The sequence below is a fragment of the Vibrio iocasae genome, assembly GCF_042245395.1.
Classification (GTDB): domain Bacteria; phylum Pseudomonadota; class Gammaproteobacteria; order Enterobacterales; family Vibrionaceae; genus Vibrio; species Vibrio iocasae.
In genome coordinates this window covers 3,492,480-3,511,470 of record NZ_CP145311.1, presented here as the reverse complement: position 1 = coordinate 3,511,470, position 18,991 = coordinate 3,492,480, and the positions used below count along the sequence as shown (strand labels likewise).

Below are 18,991 nucleotides of genomic sequence, written 5' to 3'. Positions count from 1 at the left end.
AGTACTATCGAAACAGGTAGTTAATAGAGAATTAATTAAGAATGCCTCCACCGAATCTGTCGAAGTTTGTACTAGTAAAGTTTGATTATGTCACTCCAGAAATGCGATTTTTTATCGCAGGATTATTGTTTGAATACTTTAACGTGGGCGGTTTTGTGTTATCAGCTAAAGACCTAAGCGGGAAGTATGGCGTTTCTCTAAAAACGGTAAACTCGACACTCAAGTATTTAGTGCAGTCAGGCTATGCAAAACGCTCAAATTTTTCAGTAAAACGAGGTCGGCCTATCGGACGGTATACCTTTACCTCAGAGCTGAAGAAAAAACTTAATGAGTCATCAGATTGGATAGATTCCATTAGAACAAGTCGGTTTTGGGAGAAAGCTGTCATCAAGTTGCTTCAAGCTCCTAGCACTGAAAGCTCGACGTTCACGGTGTCCAATCGTTACCTGATATGCCTTTTGGTATTGTTTGCGAATGAATTAGGTGTCGTTGAAAAAATCCCAGCATCAAGGATAGCTAAGATCCTCAGTTTCTCTTCTTTAAGGCTGCGTTCCCAACTTAGTCATCTGGTCAACAATCAAGTGCTTCTTAGCTATACAAGTGGTGTGACTGGAAAGTATCTCTTCGGTAAGTCTTCAGGTATCTACTACCTCAATATAGAAACCGTCGTAAAAGTATTAGGTGGAGGCTCGGAAACGGCATCATTCCGTCAGGTTTATCAGGAAGCTCTCTCCCATGATGGTGATAGATACTCTGCTCAAAGCCTGTATCGCTTGGCACCACTAACTGACGGTAGTGAATCAGAGGTAAGTAGGGAACTCTTGCAGGAGGAAGAGTACCAAGAAGAATGGTGGCCTTCTTATAATCGTGAATCCTTTAATTTAATGAAGTGTTTCCTGTCAGATCAACAAATGAATAGAGTTCCAGACTATTTGCAAGCAAAACTGGAACAATACATTGCGGAACATCTTTCAATTTCATCAATGTCAGAAGGGCAAAGTGAAGCTTATGCCAACTTGAAGAACAAGATCGGTGAAGAGTGTATACCTAAGAAGTGGCATGATGACATTGCAGCGAGGAATGAATTTGCAGATGAAGAGTCCTTTACTCAACTCACTGAAACGATCTTTAGCATTACCGAAGGCGTAGCTTCCAAATATACTGATTACTTTGGCTTGAGTACGATTAGGAATGCTTTATTTCGTATAGCGCCGAATGAAGATGGCTTTACCATTGAAGCATTTGAATTGCTAGGCAAGCGATGAAGCAAAATCAGCCCATTATCTTCCACGATTACCACAGTCTTCGAGAGGAAGAGAGCGTCTATAATGGCCATCAATGCCGAGACCAAAGGCATACAGCAAATCGAGTTCTTAATGTACCTCAACAGAGTTAGATAAAAAAATACTCATCTCACCCCTATTGTATAGAGAGTGTCTGCATCAGCATGATGCTCTTACCTAGCAGGCATGACTGAAGAGAATCAGTTGTGTCTGCTGGATTAAGTGAGTAGAGAAGACTGGGTAGGATTTATAATGCTTAGAGGAGCATGACTATGCGACAACATTATAAATCTTTTTCTTTTCTTCTTTTTCTGAAGAACTACTCAACCAAGAAGAGTCCTCAAGACTCTGATACTAGCCAATGTCAGTAATAATCAATTCAATGACATTCTATCTAGAAGTCATATCACCTAGCTTCATTCATCATTCTTAATCAATGGATACGCTCTCTATGAATCTGAGTAAGTTGGTTACAGTGATAGCTCATGAGTTCACTGGACTGCTAGAGCCATAAGTAGTCTGGTGGTATGGCTTTCTATGCGAAATAAACTCTGTGGTTGTTCCTTATTGTATGAGACTACTTGATTCCCAATGGGGCTAGATATCTTGGCATCCAAGGAAGTCATTACTTTTACAACAAGATACAGAGGTCATGATGAGATTGATTCGAATGCGTGAAGTACTTGATAAAACAGGCCTTAGCAAAGCAACGTTATATCGCTTAATTGCGACTGGTGAGTTTCCTGCGAGTATCCAAATATCTTCTCGTGCAGTGGGTTGGGAGGAGTCGCTGGTGGATGAGTTCTTAATGAAGAAGGTTAGCCAAAGCATCTTCAAACGAGAGCAGGCTGAAATGAAGAAAAGCCCTCATTACGTTCCCCCTGAGAGAAGAGTCAGCCCCTACTTACGATACTAAGGCAAAAAAAAAGGAGCGTCATGCTCCTTTCTGATAATCAACAGACTACAAGCCTAAGGCTTGAGCTGTCTGTTTGTATTCTTGTTCGATTTGAGATTTCACTAGCTCTCGCCTTGCTTCAATAGGTGCTCTATCTGAGATGGCTTGTGCGCGTGACTCAAGCTGATTCAGTTCCCCCTCTTTCCACTGGTTGAGAGATTGTTGAATCTGCTCAGGCGTAAGAGTGGCTTTAATCGATTCAACACTGAGCGCATCAACAGCGCTGGCAGCACTTACGTTCATTGACAGGGTTAAAGCAGCTAGTGAGATGGCTTTGGTAATGATTGATTTCATGATAATTCTCCAATTGAGATGTGTGTATTAATTAGATAAAACTCAACGAAGTGACGACAGGTGGGGTAAACGCAAATGGTCGAAAAACAGGGTTTTCTTTAATAATATGCGTCTCAGATGTGGTTGTTTCGACTAGGCCATACTAAGGGGGCGGCCGCCCCCCTTAACATTGCTCGTCCTAGCTAGAGACGGTTAATGGCGCAATCAATTGTTAAAGCACAGTTCTGCCTTGCACACTAACCTAATGGAGTTGAAGTAAGGTTAGTGCCCCATGCTTTACTTTGATTGCGCTATGGCTCAATGGAACATGAAAGGGAGTAAGCATCCCGTAGATTCCATTGAATTTGTGAAACAAAGGTAAGGTATCACTGCTTGCGTCACTATCTGTCCGATGCAATCAACGGAGTGATGTTGTTTGTTTGCAGTGTTGAGCGCTCAGGCTCTGATTTGAGTTGATATTGGTGCAACTGAAAGTCTGACGGGTAATCAAAGTAGAAGGTCAGAACTTTCAACTTAGCAATACACGTTAAAGGAAGGTCGTCGTAATCGTTGAGTGTGTTTTGATAGACCAGATATAGCTCACTTGTGGTCGTAGTCATACCGACTGGTGAGATTTGCTCTATCTGCTCACCGGATTTAAGGGTAAGCGTGATTTGTTTTTGATGCACCAGTGCAACTGAAATGGGCTCGAAAAACTCCCCTAGCGCCGTTGGTGCGTTTAGCTCATCAATGAAGGCATGTGCTTTTCTTGTATCTCCTTGTGGTGATCTCATTCCTGTATGAGAGCGAGGTTGGACTCGTAACAGGCTGAATGCAAAATCAATGGCGTATTCTAAGGATGGTGGAAGTTTCTGACTAAGGATGGCTTTAGCAAGCTGTAGTAAGACAAGTTCCCTAGCGCCTAAAGTTGGTTGGCTGTACATTCCCCGACTATATCCGAAAGGCTTACTTCGAGTGTCTTTATCGACATCAAAATAATCGACGATGACATCAAGATTACGCTGTACGCTTCTGATGCCGCGATACATCCCTGCATCGGCTAACTCAGCCTGAAGCTGCTTAGCCGTCACCTTTCGACCTTGTGGAATACGTCGATACAACTCAAACACCAATGATAATTGCTCTGTGGTACTGGCTTTATCCCTTGTTGTCATTGTTAGGTCACTGCTGGTGGCTGATTGATAGAATGGCAACCATCCTAGCGATGGGTGCGTCACTATCTGGCCGATAGCGTATTTAGCTCATCGTTATTTTAACTTCGTCATAGGCCTCCATTTGTACGTAAGCGAGAAAATTGTTTTCCCATAGTGAATAGAACTCCACAATGGCTTTGTCGTGACAGCTTTTCCATCCCATAGGGACAATGAACGCTTGCCCGTTAGCGACATCAAAATCCACATTACGCTCAAGTTCTGGGTAGACGTTGCCCATGTAAGCGAAGTCCGTGAGGTATTGGATTTGATATTGGCTCTCATCTTCTTTTAACAACATGATTTCTACTGGGTGATAGCCACCAGCGTCAGCACTGTAAGTGGTATCTCGAAAGTTAATGGTGAGGCTTTCACAGTTCTCCTTGTTTGGATTCTGTTTCCAGAATGTCTCGACTTTACTTTTCAGCAAGCTTTTAAGCTTCTGAGATATTGGTGAGTATGATGATGTAATGGTCAATGGTTGTTGTTTCATCGTTTTTTCCTTTCAATAGTTGGCTATTCAATCGAATGATATGTATCTGAAATTAGTTTGAATCGAATGTGGCTGGGGTTGTTAAGGCTTGATGGACAAGCAACGACTAGAATTGACTGACGGCTGTTAACGTCTGTATATCGAACTGTGATGCCTTTAGGTGATTGGTGAATGCTTTGAGCCAACTAACGAAGAGCGACTGCACTTCAGGTCTATTGAGCTCACATCGTTGGATGTCGGGTTGATAGAACCATTGGTATTTGAAGTTGAAATACAAAGCCACATCAACACTCTCAGCTTCTGGTGATGGGTAATCAAAAGAAGCGATGAATCGTACTTCCCAAGGCTCATTAGCGTTAGCTCGTTCAAGCTGTACCTCTATGGGCTGTATCCCGCTTCGGTTGCGATAGAAGCTTGCGACCTTAAGGTTAAGTGCCACTCGTTTTGTTTCAGTAGGAATGTCGTATTGGTTAATCAATAATTCGACAAGCTGGTGGAATTGGTCGAGCTTGAAGTTACGTTTGATATCACTATTCATAACCAGCCTCTCTCAGCAAAAGACACACAATCACTGCCCACCACAATGTGGTCGAGTACTCGCACATCAACTAGGGCTAAAGCATCCTTTAAACGTTCTGTAATGCGTCTATCTGCTTGTGAAGGGGTTGCATCACCGGATGGATGGTTATGAGCAAAAATCACCGCTGAGGCGTTTTTCTCTAGTACCAGCTTCACAACCTCTCGTGGGTACACTGAAGCACTGTCCACCGTGCCAAAGAACAACTCATTGAATTCAATCAACTGATGCTGGTTATTAAGCAGCATCACCCCAAAGACTTCCCTTTCATATTCTCCTAGCTTGCAACGCAGAAAGGCTTTCGTGTCCATAGGACGTGTAAAGGCATCCCCACTCACTAATCGGCTCTCTAAGATCTCGACAGCTTTCTCTAAGATCTGGTGCTCTGTAACGGGAGCGCTGAAGGTATATAGCGTTTCCATATCTTCTCCTTGTATCAATAAATGCAATGTTCAAGGGGATGATATAGATGTGAATAATTCTTCAATCGAATCCCAATCCACTATGAGACCAACTGAGACTTGTTGAGATAAAAAATACAGACCTGCGTCTTTGTTTGAGTGATACCAACAAAGGCAACAATCATGAACCCAAACCATTTAAACACTGAACACCCGAATCGCTTGATGAGATTAAAAGAGGTTATGCATATCTGCGGCCTTTCCAGAGCGTCGATTTACAGTTTCATGGAAGACGGCTCTTTCCCTCAATCCGTGTCGCTAGGCGCGAGAGCCATTGGTTGGCGATATCAAGATCTTCAAGACTGGATACAGGAAAAGATTCAAGAGCGAGACGAGAAGTTAATCAAGCAGGCAGAGTTGAAAGCAAAACAGGATAAGCGTTATGGCAGATAATACGATTGAGAATGAATTTTTCCGTGAGTACCAAATCGATACGGTGGATGGCGGCCTTTCGTTGCCACTAATAGAAAAACTCTATTTTGCTTATCGAAGCGTACTAAGTCGCTTTACTCACAGCTATGTGTTTCGGTTCCGGTTAGGCATACCGGGAAAGTACAACCATCAGGCCAAGATGTTATTCAATCAGTGGTTTTATCGATTCTGTCATTACAGACAGCGTGACAAGATTAGTGTGATATGGAAAAAGGAAATATCTGACACTGGCGCAATCACCTACCGCTTCACGATGTTTTTAGATGCGATTCCCTATCAGCTGATGGCAAATGAATACCAAATCAGAAAAAAACTGACGAAAGACATTACACGAACGTGGGCAACGACCACACGGATGAGTAAAAACGATGTCAGTGACCTTTGCTCTTTCCTAATTCAACCTCTGCTTGAACTCAATAGAGAGCATGAGGATTTTGACTACCAACACCATGACTTGTTCTACGCACTAAGTAGACAAGCCAGTATCGGCAGGAATCATGACGTTGACGCAGAGAACATGCTGGGTTTATTTGTTAGTAAATCTAAAAAGAAGGGAAGGAAGTCGAGACAAAGACAGTCATTGTCTTCTGCCCACCAGCACAAACATGATTGATGTTGTGAGCAAAGATGTAGACCAATAACGGGACGCCCTACAAATCAACAAGCTGATATCCGCTTAGGGAAATTTTTACACTCCAGCTCTATCTCATGAGAGATAACCATAGAGGAGAGACTTCATGAGATTGGTTCGTTTGAAAGAGGTCATCGAAAGAGTGCAGTTGAGTAAATCTACCATTTACAAAATGATGGCTAACGGGGAGTTCCCACACAATGTATCGCTTGGTGAGCGAGCCTCAGCATGGGTTGAGCATGAATTGGATTTATGGATAGAGAACCGGGCATAACAACATAGGCCAGTAGCGAAAGCTGCTGGCTTTATGTCCGTCCACAAGAAGCCGAAAATTAATCATTTTCAGTTGTGTGACTTGTCTCTATTCTCAATTGGATGGATATTGCCCTATGCGATATTAGGCTACCTCACCGAGCAAAATACAGGGAAGATTGACCGTGACTATATGAATGTGCAGTTCACCAAATTCTTGAAACAGCTTGAACAGCCTAACGTGACTCCTGAAGAAATGCAGCAGGCACGGGATGAGCTTCATAAGTCTTTTGCTAGCCTTAGCCAAGCTGAGCAAAAACAAGCTCGCAAGCTATTGATTGATATCCAAGCGGGAAATTTAATTATTGAAGCTGGTAAAACTTTGCAAGACTACATCACAAGCGCTCAAGCTGAAGAAGAAGATCAAGCTCTACAAGTCCTTGTTGATGCCTTGGGGTTAGATGGAAACCAACTTAAAGCATTAATGTTAGGTAACGTTACAGCTACTAACTTAAACGACTACGGACGATTTGATAAGCTAAAGGAAAGTGTAGATAAAGCAAAAGCAAAAGCGTATTTGGAGCAAAAGCTAGGTCAATCATTGATACCACCAAAAGTGAATATCGAACTGAATAACCTTCTACGAGAATTTATCTTACAAGGCAGTACCGTCTAGATTAATCGAACTAGACGTTTACACTAGACTGAAGAACGAAAGGTGGCACGTGATAGGTGCCACTTTTTTATGCCGTTCATTTAAACCAAACTTATAGCGGTTTTTCAATAGTAGAAGTTCCCCCCTGTCTTTATCAGTACGTAAGAAAGGCTATCAACTTCACCCCTCCTCAATATGCAGCTAAACAACTTATTTGTGGTTGAAGGCAAATGAAAAAGGTTGCACTATAGACAGCTTACTACAAGCATTAACTTTTATTGAGAGGACTTATGGGGATCGGTTCCAACTACTATGTGGAAGTAGCACAACAAGAGCATGAAGAAGCGTTACGCCAAGAAATGGCGCAAGATGCAGCTGTAGATATTGTTAACGGGAATAGCCGAGCCTCTTCCATAGAAGCCGCTGAAAAAAGAATCGCAGCACAGCAAGAGGCGTTCTCAACAGGCGCTTATACTGAAGATGAAGATGGAGTCGTGTATTTTAACGATTCATCGATAGAAAGCCCTGCCATTCCAAGAGGCAAAGAAGCACAGGTTAAAGCTATCGCAGAAGAGTTGCTCGAACACTTTGAATAAGCTTGTGCGTAATTATGGAACTGACACTAGATTGTGAAAAAACAATAAATGTAAAACTGGATGACGGCAGTTACGCAGTTTTATCTTTAGAGAAAGGGCATTGTCCCACGCTCAAGCGTGCAAGCATGTTTGAGTCACTCTTTCCTCAAGATACTGACCAGATTCTGGTATCTGATTATATTAGTGGTGGTCAATCGTCATACTACCTTTCAGGACGCCACGGTTTTTCATATGACAGTGAACTATTTAATCACGTATATGTTGGTGCTGCTGATAGAGCTCAAATAGAAAAGTCTTATTTGTCATGCCTCAGCTTTCAGCCTACTTTAACCATGAGGTCAAAAGAAAGTTTGAGAAAGGCGGTTACATATCAGCTCAAACCAATATTGAGACACTACATGCTGACCTCGTAGATAGCCATCACTTGAAACAAGTTGATATTTTTCAATCTAAGCGATTGAAGGATAATGACAAAGGTGATGGTTTTATATTTATTAACACCCTTGATATCACTTTTACTTACGATACCCCTATCTCAATGGAAGAGATCACCAACTTGATGGTCAAAGTGACTAACCTGTTTACTTTTTCTGCGAGACTAGGTGGGGAAGAATTCGTTCTGTGCACTAGATGCGATGCTCTGTCTAAATCCGTGGCTATAGCAAATGAATTGTTAAATCGAACACGGTCTATCTAATTGAAGATTGGAAACTATCTTACGGCTAGTATAGGCATTACTTTGAAATCTTCAAATGAGCTGTCCCACCAAGCTATGTTGCGGGCTGATCAAGCGCTTTATAAAGCAAAAAAAATGGAAGGGACCGACTTGAATGTTTTGAGTTCTCGTCGGGAACAGAGTGTTGACCGAATCATAATTTTAATGGCTTTGTTGCGTGTCAAACCGAAGGAAAATTAGTTTGAACTTGAATAGAACTCAAATGTACGAACTGCGTCATAAGCATGACATAATAATTGTTAAGCGTACAAGTCATATCCCCGTTGATCATCAAGTGCAGAATCTGTGCGCAAGGGAGTCCAAGTAGCTCCTACAATCTCCGGTAACTGCAAAATTGCTTCTCAGCATAAGCAACAAGACAGGAAGGACAGGGTTACTGTCTTTTCCGGTGTCATGTGGTGAAGGGGGCGGCGGTTAATCGTCTTGATGTTATTGGGAAAAGCCTTATCCGATGGGGAACTTTGAGGTGTGCACATGAGTGTCGTTGGGGATAGAGATAAAGTGATCTTACTTTTTTGGAAGGTGCTAACTCTAGCATCTGAGAAAATTAGTTTAAACACTTCAATATAAATGGCATAAATACCATTTAACATTCCGGCAACTCTGCCGATATGCAAATTGAGCGGTTTTCTTAAGTGAACAGGTGTTCGAGAGAGAAGTATCATGATAAGAGGGATATGTAGTGAGTATTAAGCAATTTGGATTAAAAAGGATCTTGCTCCTATCGGTAATGATATTGGTTGCATTCTCGGTGTCAGGAGTGAGTCTAGTTCTCTACCTTCAGCAAAAAGAAGCATTGACTGCCAGTGTTATTCAAGAGAGTGAAATGTACGTTGAATCGAAAGCTCTCATTGTGGAAACGCTAGTTAATGAAAAAGTGGGTGGTATAAGTAAACTTGCCCAGCAATTCAAAAATAAAGAAATGTCTGGCAGTGAACAGGAAATCATTGAACAGACGCACTTTCTAGCAAACGCTATGAACTTAAACAGTGCTGTTTTGGCCTTTGAATCAGGTGACGCGTATTGGAACCAGACTGGAGAAACCTGGCCAGAGCATAAATTTGATGGTGATGTCACACAGCGAAGTTGGTATCAAGATGGGCGTAACGCTTCTACAGTGACAGTCACAGAACCATACTCAACAGATGGAAAAGTGTACTGGTTAACCATCATCGAAAAAATCAAGGGAGGCACTGTTTCTGTCGACATGAAGCTTGATTTTCTGAATGCCCTTGTTGCTAAATCTAATGATATACCGGGAGCGACAGCTGTTATCCTCAATCAGGATACAACTTTCTTAGCATCTTCATCTGACGCGATTAAGGCTGGTGAAAAAGGCAGTGATTTTGATTGGTTTAGAGATGTCGTTAATGAAGCAGTAAGTCGTGAAAAGTCGATGATTCATTATGTGCTAAATGGTCAGGAGAAGATTCTTTTTACACATCGAATAAACGCAGGTGACAAACATTGGTATTTTTCCGTAGGAGTCGACAAGTCTATTGCCTTTGCCAAGTTGGAAGAATCTAGGAATACGGCTATTTATGTTTCTGCTATTGCTATGGCAATAAGTTTACTGTTGAGTTACCTCCTTATTCAGGTGCTCTATAAGCCTATTCTGGCGTTGAAAGAAACCATTCTGAACCTATCAAGTGGTGACGCAGACCTAACAGCTCGATTGGAGGTGGAATCTAACGATGACCTTGGTGATATTGCAAAAGGGGTTAATCGTTTCATAGAAAACCTGCAAAATGTGATGTTAGATATTCAAGGTGTGACGACAAAGCTAGATGCGAATGTGGGTAGAATGAGAGACCACTCGGAGAGGAATCGTGATATTTTACAAAATCATGTATCCGAAACTGAGCAAGTAGTAGCGGCTATTGAGGAGATGAATGCCACAGCGGACTCTATGGCGAGCGATGCTGCAAACACTGCGAGTTTGACTCAGAGAGCAAATGATACAAGTTCGGAGTCTAGGGAAATAGTCGAACGCTCTCAGAATACCGTGTCTGGATTGATTGATGATGTCAATCTATCCGCTTCCAATGTCCAACAAATGAATGAAGAAACGCAAAGTATCAACAAGGTACTGAGCGTAATTGGTGAGATTGCTGAACAGACTAACTTGCTGGCGCTTAACGCTGCGATTGAAGCGGCACGAGCAGGAGAGCAAGGTAGAGGGTTTGCTGTCGTTGCTGATGAAGTAAGAAATTTAGCGAGTCGGACAAAGGATAGTACTGAAGAAGTAGAAGCGGCATTAGAAAACTTGTTGAAAGGCACTGGCGCAGTGGTGAGCTCAATGGAAGACACTAAATCTCGTTGTCAGGATACAGCTAATGGTGCAGGTGAAGTAGCAGTCAGTTTGGAAAAAATGAGTGATTTTGTTGATGAAATAAATGACTTAAGCACTCAAATAGCCACGGCTGCTGAGGAGCAGAGTAGTGTCACTCAAGAGCTTAGTCGAAACATGTCGGCTATTAGTGAAATTGTCAATGAGTTGGATGATAATGGTCATAGTGCTTTAAAAGATGCAGAAGATGTCGCTGAAATGAATATGCATTTAGTGACGATAGTGAATCGATTCAAGTTCTAAAGCCGAATCAATGTGAGCTTAAGATTCATCTAAGCTCACATTCGTAACTATAAATGTCGATATCTGTGAGCAGTTTTTTCAATGTTCAAAGATGTCAGCTCTGATGTAAATCCCCGTATTTATGATGATAGATAATGATTACGAACGGTTGCTATCGGCTACCGTTGACAATGCGCTACTTTATTTATGGATTCATGTGGCTAGTTCGAAAAGGCGTGTTCCAACAAAAAGTAGAAACCAATTATTGATTGCTTGGCTGAAACCCAAGATAAAAGATGCAAAGTATAAGAAAATAAAAAATGAGTTGAAATCCATGATTCTGAGTGCGAGGGATAAAAATGGGAGACTGGAAGACGGATTAATACGTTTACGCGAGCTTTCAAGGGAGCATCTTGCACAGTTCAATGATATGTATCAACTCAACCAACTTTTGCTTAAATTGAAAGAGCTGGATTACTCGTCTGAACTCTATGAATTAGATCAGGAGTATGATGCAAAGACGATGTATATCTCCGAAGATGAAATCGCGCGCTGTTTTAATGAGTCAAATCAACAGATAGCCTCAATTCATGCATACGCTTCTAAAAATTGTGTGGATGCCATTGTTGATGTTGTTAATCAAATAGGTACTCACGTAGCCAAGAGGCTGCCAGGGAATGAAAGTGGATTCTCGAAGTTCACGTTAAGCCCCTCTCGTCACTTGTAGCAATATCAAATATGAAAGTATTTCCCAAACCCATGGGCTCCAATTTGATCTTGAGTGGCATTGGTTGTAGTCGAATTTTTCACTCTGATTTAGGAGGGCTGTCACGAAGCCGTTTGCTATCTCAGACTGTCCTCTTTAAAAAAATTTAATCGGTATTTATTCCTATGGAAATTCAGAACTATACGCAAGATAGAGCAATCGAAATCGCAGATTTGTACCATCAATCTGTGCACTCGATAGACTCTTCTCTTTACACGCAGGAGCAGAAAGAAGTTTGGGCTCCAACGCCACCAAATTATGCATTCTGGGAGCAACGACTAATTGATAAGAAACCATCTTTGGCCATTATTGATAATCAAGTCGCTGGATTTATTGAACTCGACGTTGATGGACACATAGACTGTACATATACACACCCTAATTATCAAAGACAAGGTGTTGCTTCTGCTCTTTACGAACACGTGCTCAGTATAGCAAGGTCTAGAAAGCTTTCTCGACTTTACGTTGAAGCTTCATTGGTCGCACTACCTTTCTTTGAAAAAAGAGGATTCGTAATTGTCAAAAGAAATGAGATATACAGACAAGGCTCAACGCTCATTAACTTTGATATGGAAATGCTTTTAAGTGGCTAAAACTACCCTCTTTGTCCTCTTAGGAGTATGGGAAATTTTTAGTCTATTCAGGTCCCCCTATTCACTTTGCTATTCTTCATGGTTCTTGTTAGTTTCCAGTGCTACGGGATTTGGTTGATTCGAATTAGCTGCTCTGACTGATATCCTAAGAGGCTGTTACCTAGTTACGAAAGGTCAGTATAAACGGGAGAAAGATTTGAGACTAGACTACGGAAGAAACTTTAAATTTTTGCGTATTGTTGGATGTTGTATTGCTACTTTGATTGTTTATAGAATGTCTGCAATCGCTATAGCATACCAACCGGGAATGATGAACCCGGTGTCGCTAAGCGACCTTTGTGTATTAGCGCTAAGTACTATCATTGTTTTCTATTGCTTAACGGCGTATTGGCGTGTGGAGTTCAGACCAGATCAAGTCGTTTCAGAATATGGTTTCCCGTTATGGCGAAACTCAAAGAGTTATCGAAGTATCAAAAACATTGAGTTTAAAGTTGATTTTATAGAAGTTAAGAATGGCCCCGATAAAGCATATATCCGAGTTGATTTGTCTGTTCATGGACGTGAACGTCCATACCCAGTTTGCTCATTGTATCAGGCCCGTGGGAGTATGTTTTTTATGGAAGATTACTTTAAAAAGAGACATAACACCGAAATATTAAAGTTTAAATCAGATGCGAATAGACTTAGATGTTTATATCCTCAAACAACAATAACATTAGATGAAAAAGTCGCCTCTTTTTACGAGTCGATGACTTCGGAAGTATTTCCTTGGAATTGAGGCTGGTCAACGTTTCAGTAATTAATATTGCAGCTCTCAGTCAATAAATACCTGTAAGGTTATGACAATTCCAACTCCATAATGAACTTACTCCCTTCCAACCAAACAACATTAAAGCCATGAGACTCATATAGTTTAACGTTATGTACCTCACAGCGTAGATACAAAGCTGGCAACTCCAACTCAATGGCTTTAGATATCGCAAACTCAATCAATATTGTAGAGATACCTCTTCCTCTATGCGTAACGGGAACATAGACCCCATCAAGCCAATAATTATATCCATCATATTCTGTTAACTCTCGATACTTGATCTCGCCAGCGCCTACTAACTTATTCTCATCATGTACAACAAAAGCCATTGGTATTTTACTTCGGTTGGTACCTCGTACTACTTTTTGTACTACAGTTTCTAATGTTGCTTCTGGATCATTCTGTTCCCACTCATGTAAATACCAATTGGCGATGTTCAATACTTCATCAGGACAATCCGCTAATAACGAAATTTTCATATTTCCTCGGTCACATATGCTTGCACGATTGTTAGTCAATTGTTGGGGTTTCAGAGTCCTTGCCAACTAGGTTAGGAAGGGTTCAAAAGCGTCAAACGTTGAGAATCACTTCTAAGCAGTTTACATAGTGTCTTGGACTCAAGTACAAAGGGCGACATATCTAAAAATTAAAGCAATGAGATACGTGATGTCATAAGAGTTAGATTACTTAACCGCCACAAGCTTATGGTCTATAGAGATAGAACGTAAAATGTTAGAGCGATATGCTTCAACGCAAAAAAGACATAAAAAAGATGTTTCAACAACAAAAAAAGTTCTTAATGAGTTGACAGGAGTACAACGTTCTAGATTTCAACTTTTCTTGTACAGGTTATGTTTCATCCGAATAAGCTAACAGTAATGATTTCCAAACTCAAGCTGACATAACCCATAAAAAGCTCGATTGTTTATTCCAAAGCGATAAAAGAGACATTGATTCTAGGTGTATTTGTCGGAAGGTTGATAAATTTCCAACAAGAAACAACATGAAATTTTATAGATAGACAAAACTAGTTTAGAGTTTGGCGTAAATTCAGTCTGCGAGATTAGATATAAAATGGAATCTTTTCGCAAAATACTCCTATGTAGTTTAGTGCTTGTATCTCCGTTCACGCTTGCCTATCAGTTAGCACAAGAAGAACAAAAATATGTAGACCGGTATGTGACCGCAATAAATAGTAAAAGCCTGTCAGCTCTTAAGTCTTTGTCTCATCCAAGCTACCTCAACTGTATTTCTGATGAGAATCAAGACTTCTTCGATTCGTTATTTCAAAAAGATTTAGAAAGAAACATACCACCTGATTACAAAGTTTCGTTTTCAAAACTTACAGTGGATAATGCTAAAACAGAGCGCGAAGGTGCTAGTAAGATTGGATTGCCATATCCAGCCCTGCCTACACATGATATGCAAATCGACTTTGCCAAAAGTGAATACTCTTTTGTCACTATACACAGAAAGTTAATTCTGGAATCTGGAGAGTTCTATCAAGTTGGAGGCTGTCCGGAAGTACATATCTTAGAAAGGTATCGTGTAATGCAAAAGAGGCGTAAAGAAGATCTTCTAACAGCGAAAAAACTTCTTGGCGAGTTGACTGAAGAACAACGCTCTAGATTTACAAATTTGCTGACAGAAGGTAAGAGAATTGAGGCATGGAAAGGTTACAGTAAAGAAGCAAATATATCTATAGGTATGGCGAAGTCAGTACTAGAGCAGTTAATTGAAACAAACAACTAGGGCTTGCTAAGTTCCCCTACAACAATGATGTAATTTATTGATAAACCCAATTTAAAAATAGTAAAGGTTAAGTGGGTTACAGGGAGGCTGCGTTTAGGTGAAATGTAGAGCCTATATCGACCCTGTAAATAATTCGGTGTAACTGACATTGGTTACAAGTATTCAGTTATATCTTTAAAACCTGAGCAGATTCTTTCATCAAAGCCTGCGTAATTTGTGATAACACGCGAGAGCGAATACCAGCATGCTGCCAGTATAAAGGTGCATACAGTGAGATATCTGGCGCGATATTCACTAATTCTTTCGTTTCAAGTGTGTTCTTTAGGAATCCTTCTAGGGTTACACACCACCCCATCCCGAGTCTAGCCGCTTCAACAATCCCTGACGCACTTGGTAGATAATGTACTTGGTTGGGAAGAACATCGTGGCCTGTGGCCTTTTCAATAAAACGTTTCTGTAAAAAGTCCTTATGGTCATAGTCGATCATGGGTGCTTGTTGAAAGGCTTCAATAGTCAGCCCGTTGCTAAAGTAACGCTCATATATGGTAGGCGTTGCTACTGCACAATAACGCATCTTTCCTAATGTATGTACAACGCACCCTTGCAATGGTCTAGGCTCTGAAGTCAAAGCTCCAATAACATGGCCATTCCTTAAGTGCTCCAAGGTAAAATCTTCATTGTCGACTCGAACATCAAACTGATAGTTATACTTTTGATAAAGCGGGGCTAGCGCATTGAGTAGCCAAGTTGAAAAAGAGTCTTCATTAACGGCAATCGAGAACGTGTTCGCATGAACTGCAGTTGGTTCATTGAGCAGAAAATCGCTCAGGACCTCTGATTCTAGCAAGGACATCGGTTTCACTCGAGATAACATTTTTTCGCCCGCTGGAGTTGGTTTACAAGGAGACTGTCGGACTACTAATAATTGACCCACGCGATCTTCTAGTTGCCTGATACGTTGTGAGATTGCTGATGGTGTCACCGATAAGCGTTTGGCTGCGCGTTCAAAACTAGTTTCTTCTATCACTGCTATAAAAGCTACAACTTGTGGAGATAATAAGCTCATGGACTCAATTTAGAATTTCTTAACTATGTTGGGACTATATCATTTCTCTAATTTTCGTAAAGTATCTACATCTTCACACGAACAAGAAAGTCAAAAAGAGAAAGAGCTATTTTTACATCGGTGCTGACATTGGTTAGGAAAATGCCTTTGTTCTCAGGCAAGGTCTTCTAAGTCATCACTTAAGCAACATTGTAGCGGTTTGCACCTTTAGCGACATCGCGCCGATTTCATCCCACACTGCTGTATTGGGAACAAAGTTGACTCGGTGTCCAGAACTGATAGAGCTTTTCTGTCTTTATGCTGGCAACTCATTGTTTTCCAGTGGCGAAAAGTAAAATCGCCAATAACTCATGCTATTGTTGGGATGTTTCAATTGACTATGTATTTTCAAGTGTTTGTTATAGCTTGTTTTTATGGATTGCTTGGTTGAATGGTTTGTAAATTGCGGGCAGTTTTTTAAAGACGGAGTCTTGCTTGTATGAAAGTAGATAAAGCTTAGACGAATGTATCGTTCAAGATGCTTCCATTAGAAATCATAACGCGCATTTAGATATTCTAATTTTACTAATCCCTCTCTCCACTTTACTTTGTAAAAGTAGTTTTCAGCCATTTGAAAGAGGTCAATTTGTCTATAGCATTGTTTCAGGGCGCAGCGTTAGGTATAAGCATGATCGTTCCGATCGGAGCTCAAAACTCCTTTCTGATTAGTCAGGGTATAAAGAAGCAACACCATGTTTTAGCAGCGTTTATTTGCGCAATGTGTGATGTTGTTTTGACAATCTCAGGCGTATATGGGGGTAGTCACCTGATATCTAGTAGCGATCTGCTTCTGTATGGTATCACCGTTAGTGGCATCATTTTTTTGCTAACGTATGCCTCGATATCTTTGTTTCGGGCTTGTAAGTTTGAATATGATGAATTTGAAACTACGTCGGCTTCTTTTGGCAAAAAAGCAATTATTCTATCTACGTTAGCTGTAACTTTATTGAACCCACATGTCTATCTGGACACAGTCGTTATTCTGGGTAGCGTTGGTGCTACATATGAAGACCTGGATAAAATCTACTTTGTATCAGGAGCTATATTTTCGGCCTTTGTTTGGTTTTTTGGTGTGGTAATATTGGCTGCTCGACTGTCAAGTTTACTTTCTAAGCCAAGAGTGCAGCAATCCATTGATATAGTAGTCGCAGCTATAATGTACATGGTCTCATATAAGCTTTTTGTCAGTACTTTTGGGTGAAATTGGTGTATCTCAATGAAATGATTGCGTTGATAAGTAGTGGGTGCTCTTATGTGTAGACCAGTTCTTCTCTTGATCATATTGCAGCTTATTTTTTCTGCTTGTGCTGTATCCGGTGAAATTCGTATTACTGAAGGCGTTGGGGTAGTAAACCTGTTACTGGATAAAAATAGTGGGAGGGGAGAGCTACCAGTTTATTTCTATAAACCAAAACACTTTGGATATGAGTCAAGTGTATTGATAGTAATACCGGGTTCAGGTCGAAATGCGGCTGACTATCGTGATAGCTGGATTGATAGTGCCAACGAATACAACGTTTTGGTTATCGTACCCAAGTACTCTCCGGATGATTACGACTTTGCAGCTTACAATCTAGGGGGGGTAATTACGAAACTTAACTATTCAAATGTTAAAGTAAAGCGTCATTCTGGTCGTATATATAGTTATGTACTTGATGATCATGATATTAGTTTTGAGTATGTTAAAGATTCTAGAAATTACATCTTTCATGATTTCGATAAAATATTTAGTGCTTTTAAGAGCGCTATTGGATTTAGTCAAGACACCTATGATTTGTTTGGTCACTCCGCAGGAGGTCAACTATTACATAGGTATGCGATATTTAAACCAGACTCACTAGCAAACCGTGTAGTTGCCGCAAACTCTGGGTTTTATACGTTACCAGCATATAAATTAGAGTTCCCTCATGGATTGAAAGGTATCAACGATACTAAAGTGGATCTCTCAAGTTCTTTTCGTTTGCGTTTGTTTATTATGGTTGGTGAAAATGACAATATGAATTCAAAACAAGGGATTCTTCTGCACACTCCAAATACTGACCAACAGGGTTTGGGGCGATACGAACGAGGTCAATATTTCTACTCTTTCTCTAAAACTAAAGCGATTGAATCAGGGTTCGATTTTAACTGGCACTTAAAAATTGTTGAAGGTGTTGGCCATGATAAACATGAAATGGGATACGCTGCTGCAAAGCTTCTTTATGGCGAGCTTTAAGTTTCATATGGAGAATCTCAGCTAAACCGAGATGTTTAATACGTAGATAAGGAACTATTTCATAATCAGTTGTATAACTTGTCTGTTTCTATTTTCAAATTTTACAAACATATTGTGTATATTAAGGCGTTAGTATGATTAAAGGAAGCTGTTGTTGTGGAACGGTTCAGTTCGAATTATCGGAAGAACCAAGTATGATGGGAATGTGTCATTGTAGTCGTTGTCGTAAGGTTGGTGCTAGTTCATTGGTTTTCGTAAAAGCTAATAGCCTGAAAATTACTGCAGGGCTAGAAAAAATAACTGTTTTTAAAGCGGAACCTCCTTATCAATATGATCGATGTTTCTGTTCTAATTGCGGAACATCTCTTGGGGAAATTCTTTCTAAGATGGATTCATTTCCAATTAATGCACATTGTCTAGATACTGAATTTGAAATTGAGAACAGATTTCATGAATTTGTTTCTGAAAAACCTCGTTGGCTCAAAATTGGAGACAGTGCAAAACAGTTTCCTAAACACCCAAATGAATAACAGAACATACGAAATACCGAAACTGGCGTGAGTTTTTCTTGTTAAAAAATAGTAACTTTATTAAAGCTTAACAATAATCAGACATCTAACAT

23 protein-coding genes are annotated in these 18,991 nt (G+C 40.5%); 16 read left to right on the top strand and 7 right to left on the bottom strand.

What is annotated here, in order from left to right; genetic code table 11:
* Positions 1-41 precede the first annotated feature (41 nt).
* Both SNR28_RS26000 and SNR28_RS25995 read left to right on the top strand, forming a co-directional pair.
* A complete protein-coding gene (locus SNR28_RS26000; protein WP_375751845.1) occupies positions 42-1,265 on the top strand; it encodes a hypothetical protein in 1,224 nt (407 codons plus the stop codon).
* 670 nt (positions 1,266-1,935) lie between these two features.
* Positions 1,936-2,199, top strand: a complete 264-nt coding sequence (locus SNR28_RS25995) for a helix-turn-helix transcriptional regulator (RefSeq protein WP_375751843.1) — start codon at positions 1,936-1,938, stop codon at positions 2,197-2,199.
* 45 nt (positions 2,200-2,244) lie between these two features.
* On the opposite strand, the gene SNR28_RS25990 is transcribed toward SNR28_RS25995, so the two are convergent.
* The 5 genes from SNR28_RS25990 to radC form a co-directional block, all read right to left on the bottom strand.
* On the bottom strand, positions 2,245-2,532 hold the full coding sequence (locus tag SNR28_RS25990) for a hypothetical protein (RefSeq protein WP_375751842.1): 288 nt from the start codon (positions 2,530-2,532) through the stop codon (positions 2,245-2,247).
* A gap of 380 nt (positions 2,533-2,912) precedes the next feature.
* Positions 2,913-3,686, bottom strand: coding sequence for a hypothetical protein (locus SNR28_RS25985; protein WP_375751841.1), 774 nt, complete (start codon positions 3,684-3,686; stop codon positions 2,913-2,915).
* Between the two features lie 82 nt (positions 3,687-3,768).
* The gene (locus tag SNR28_RS25980; protein ID WP_375751839.1) at positions 3,769-4,215 is read right to left on the bottom strand and encodes a DUF2787 family protein; all 447 of its coding nucleotides are present in this window, start codon (positions 4,213-4,215) and stop codon (positions 3,769-3,771) included.
* A gap of 106 nt (positions 4,216-4,321) precedes the next feature.
* Complete coding sequence (locus tag SNR28_RS25975) at positions 4,322-4,753, bottom strand: DUF2787 family protein (RefSeq protein WP_375751837.1); 432 nt, start codon at positions 4,751-4,753, stop codon at positions 4,322-4,324.
* Complete coding sequence (gene radC / locus SNR28_RS25970) at positions 4,750-5,214, bottom strand: DNA repair protein RadC (RefSeq protein WP_375751836.1); 465 nt, start codon at positions 5,212-5,214, stop codon at positions 4,750-4,752. Before radC ends, SNR28_RS25975 begins: the two co-directional genes overlap by 4 nt.
* A 162-nt stretch (positions 5,215-5,376) precedes the next feature.
* Here radC and SNR28_RS25965 point away from each other — a divergent pair, with 162 nt between their 5' ends.
* From SNR28_RS25965 to SNR28_RS25920, 10 genes are all read left to right on the top strand, one after another.
* The gene (locus tag SNR28_RS25965) at positions 5,377-5,646 is read left to right on the top strand and encodes a helix-turn-helix transcriptional regulator (RefSeq protein ID WP_375751835.1); all 270 of its coding nucleotides are present in this window, start codon (positions 5,377-5,379) and stop codon (positions 5,644-5,646) included.
* Positions 5,636-6,298, top strand: a complete 663-nt coding sequence (locus tag SNR28_RS25960) for an inovirus-type Gp2 protein (protein ID WP_375751834.1) — start codon at positions 5,636-5,638, stop codon at positions 6,296-6,298. The genes SNR28_RS25965 and SNR28_RS25960 overlap by 11 nt, the downstream gene beginning before the upstream one ends.
* Before the next feature lie 124 nt (positions 6,299-6,422).
* Positions 6,423-6,590, top strand: a complete 168-nt coding sequence (locus SNR28_RS25955; RefSeq protein ID WP_017188469.1) for an AlpA family transcriptional regulator — start codon at positions 6,423-6,425, stop codon at positions 6,588-6,590.
* Between the two features lie 81 nt (positions 6,591-6,671).
* Positions 6,672-7,244 (top strand): hypothetical protein, encoded by a 573-nt coding sequence (locus SNR28_RS25950; protein ID WP_375751833.1) that lies wholly within the window; start codon positions 6,672-6,674, stop codon positions 7,242-7,244.
* A 269-nt stretch (positions 7,245-7,513) separates the two neighbouring features.
* Entirely contained in the window at positions 7,514-7,819 is a 306-nt protein-coding gene (locus SNR28_RS25945) for a hypothetical protein (protein WP_215408211.1), read from the top strand.
* 304 nt (positions 7,820-8,123) lie between these two features.
* Positions 8,124-8,516, top strand: a complete 393-nt coding sequence (locus tag SNR28_RS25940; RefSeq protein WP_375751832.1) for a hypothetical protein — start codon at positions 8,124-8,126, stop codon at positions 8,514-8,516.
* Positions 8,517-9,243: 727 nt separating this feature from the next.
* Positions 9,244-11,148, top strand: coding sequence for a methyl-accepting chemotaxis protein (locus tag SNR28_RS25935; RefSeq protein WP_375754179.1), 1,905 nt, complete (start codon positions 9,244-9,246; stop codon positions 11,146-11,148).
* 121 nt (positions 11,149-11,269) lie between these two features.
* Entirely contained in the window at positions 11,270-11,854 is a 585-nt protein-coding gene (locus SNR28_RS25930; protein WP_375751830.1) for a DUF2913 family protein, read from the top strand.
* 164 nt (positions 11,855-12,018) lie between these two features.
* Positions 12,019-12,486, top strand: a complete 468-nt coding sequence (locus tag SNR28_RS25925; protein ID WP_375751829.1) for a GNAT family N-acetyltransferase — start codon at positions 12,019-12,021, stop codon at positions 12,484-12,486.
* A gap of 196 nt (positions 12,487-12,682) precedes the next feature.
* Positions 12,683-13,264, top strand: coding sequence for a hypothetical protein (locus SNR28_RS25920; RefSeq protein WP_375751827.1), 582 nt, complete (start codon positions 12,683-12,685; stop codon positions 13,262-13,264).
* 59 nt (positions 13,265-13,323) lie between these two features.
* Here SNR28_RS25920 and SNR28_RS25915 read toward each other — a convergent pair whose 3' ends face one another.
* Positions 13,324-13,776: a GNAT family N-acetyltransferase gene (locus tag SNR28_RS25915; RefSeq protein ID WP_375751826.1), complete on the bottom strand. Its 453-nt coding sequence runs from the start codon at positions 13,774-13,776 to the stop codon at positions 13,324-13,326.
* A gap of 595 nt (positions 13,777-14,371) precedes the next feature.
* On the opposite strand from SNR28_RS25915, the gene SNR28_RS25910 reads away from it, so the two are divergent.
* A complete protein-coding gene (locus SNR28_RS25910) occupies positions 14,372-15,049 on the top strand; it encodes a hypothetical protein (protein WP_375751825.1) in 678 nt (225 codons plus the stop codon).
* A gap of 166 nt (positions 15,050-15,215) precedes the next feature.
* On the opposite strand, the gene SNR28_RS25905 is transcribed toward SNR28_RS25910, so the two are convergent.
* Complete coding sequence (locus tag SNR28_RS25905) at positions 15,216-16,115, bottom strand: LysR family transcriptional regulator ArgP (protein ID WP_375751823.1); 900 nt, start codon at positions 16,113-16,115, stop codon at positions 15,216-15,218.
* Between the two features lie 667 nt (positions 16,116-16,782).
* Between SNR28_RS25905 and SNR28_RS25900 the strand changes: the two genes are divergently transcribed.
* The 3 genes from SNR28_RS25900 (at position 16,783) to SNR28_RS25890 (ending at position 18,899) form a co-directional block, all read left to right on the top strand.
* Positions 16,783-17,355 carry a LysE/ArgO family amino acid transporter gene (locus SNR28_RS25900; RefSeq protein WP_375751822.1) on the top strand — a complete coding sequence of 191 codons (573 nt, stop codon included), beginning with the start codon at positions 16,783-16,785 and terminating at the stop codon, positions 17,353-17,355.
* Positions 17,356-17,406: 51 nt separating this feature from the next.
* The gene (locus SNR28_RS25895; RefSeq protein WP_375751821.1) at positions 17,407-18,369 is read left to right on the top strand and encodes a hypothetical protein; all 963 of its coding nucleotides are present in this window, start codon (positions 17,407-17,409) and stop codon (positions 18,367-18,369) included.
* Positions 18,370-18,503: 134 nt separating this feature from the next.
* Complete coding sequence (locus tag SNR28_RS25890; protein ID WP_375751819.1) at positions 18,504-18,899, top strand: GFA family protein; 396 nt, start codon at positions 18,504-18,506, stop codon at positions 18,897-18,899.
* Positions 18,900-18,991 lie beyond the last annotated feature (92 nt).

Coding starts and splice junctions, on each gene's coding strand:
- SNR28_RS26000 (WP_375751845.1), top strand. CDS start 42: ATGCCTCCACCGAATCTGTCGAAGTTTGTACTAGTAAAGTTTGATTAT.
- SNR28_RS25995 (WP_375751843.1), top strand. CDS start 1,936: ATGATGAGATTGATTCGAATGCGTGAAGTACTTGATAAAACAGGCCTT.
- SNR28_RS25990 (WP_375751842.1), bottom strand. CDS start 2,532: ATGAAATCAATCATTACCAAAGCCATCTCACTAGCTGCTTTAACCCTG.
- SNR28_RS25985 (WP_375751841.1), bottom strand. CDS start 3,686: ATGACAACAAGGGATAAAGCCAGTACCACAGAGCAATTATCATTGGTG.
- SNR28_RS25980 (WP_375751839.1), bottom strand. CDS start 4,215: ATGAAACAACAACCATTGACCATTACATCATCATACTCACCAATATCT.
- SNR28_RS25975 (WP_375751837.1), bottom strand. CDS start 4,753: ATGAATAGTGATATCAAACGTAACTTCAAGCTCGACCAATTCCACCAG.
- radC (WP_375751836.1), bottom strand. CDS start 5,214: ATGGAAACGCTATATACCTTCAGCGCTCCCGTTACAGAGCACCAGATC.
- SNR28_RS25965 (WP_375751835.1), top strand. CDS start 5,377: ATGAACCCAAACCATTTAAACACTGAACACCCGAATCGCTTGATGAGA.
- SNR28_RS25960 (WP_375751834.1), top strand. CDS start 5,636: ATGGCAGATAATACGATTGAGAATGAATTTTTCCGTGAGTACCAAATC.
- SNR28_RS25955 (WP_017188469.1), top strand. CDS start 6,423: ATGAGATTGGTTCGTTTGAAAGAGGTCATCGAAAGAGTGCAGTTGAGT.
- SNR28_RS25945 (WP_215408211.1), top strand. CDS start 7,514: ATGGGGATCGGTTCCAACTACTATGTGGAAGTAGCACAACAAGAGCAT.
- SNR28_RS25940 (WP_375751832.1), top strand. CDS start 8,124: ATGCCTCAGCTTTCAGCCTACTTTAACCATGAGGTCAAAAGAAAGTTT.
- SNR28_RS25930 (WP_375751830.1), top strand. CDS start 11,270: ATGATGATAGATAATGATTACGAACGGTTGCTATCGGCTACCGTTGAC.
- SNR28_RS25925 (WP_375751829.1), top strand. CDS start 12,019: ATGGAAATTCAGAACTATACGCAAGATAGAGCAATCGAAATCGCAGAT.
- SNR28_RS25915 (WP_375751826.1), bottom strand. CDS start 13,776: ATGAAAATTTCGTTATTAGCGGATTGTCCTGATGAAGTATTGAACATC.
- SNR28_RS25910 (WP_375751825.1), top strand. CDS start 14,372: ATGGAATCTTTTCGCAAAATACTCCTATGTAGTTTAGTGCTTGTATCT.
- SNR28_RS25905 (WP_375751823.1), bottom strand. CDS start 16,115: ATGAGCTTATTATCTCCACAAGTTGTAGCTTTTATAGCAGTGATAGAA.
- SNR28_RS25900 (WP_375751822.1), top strand. CDS start 16,783: ATGATCGTTCCGATCGGAGCTCAAAACTCCTTTCTGATTAGTCAGGGT.
- SNR28_RS25895 (WP_375751821.1), top strand. CDS start 17,407: ATGTGTAGACCAGTTCTTCTCTTGATCATATTGCAGCTTATTTTTTCT.
- SNR28_RS25890 (WP_375751819.1), top strand. CDS start 18,504: ATGATTAAAGGAAGCTGTTGTTGTGGAACGGTTCAGTTCGAATTATCG.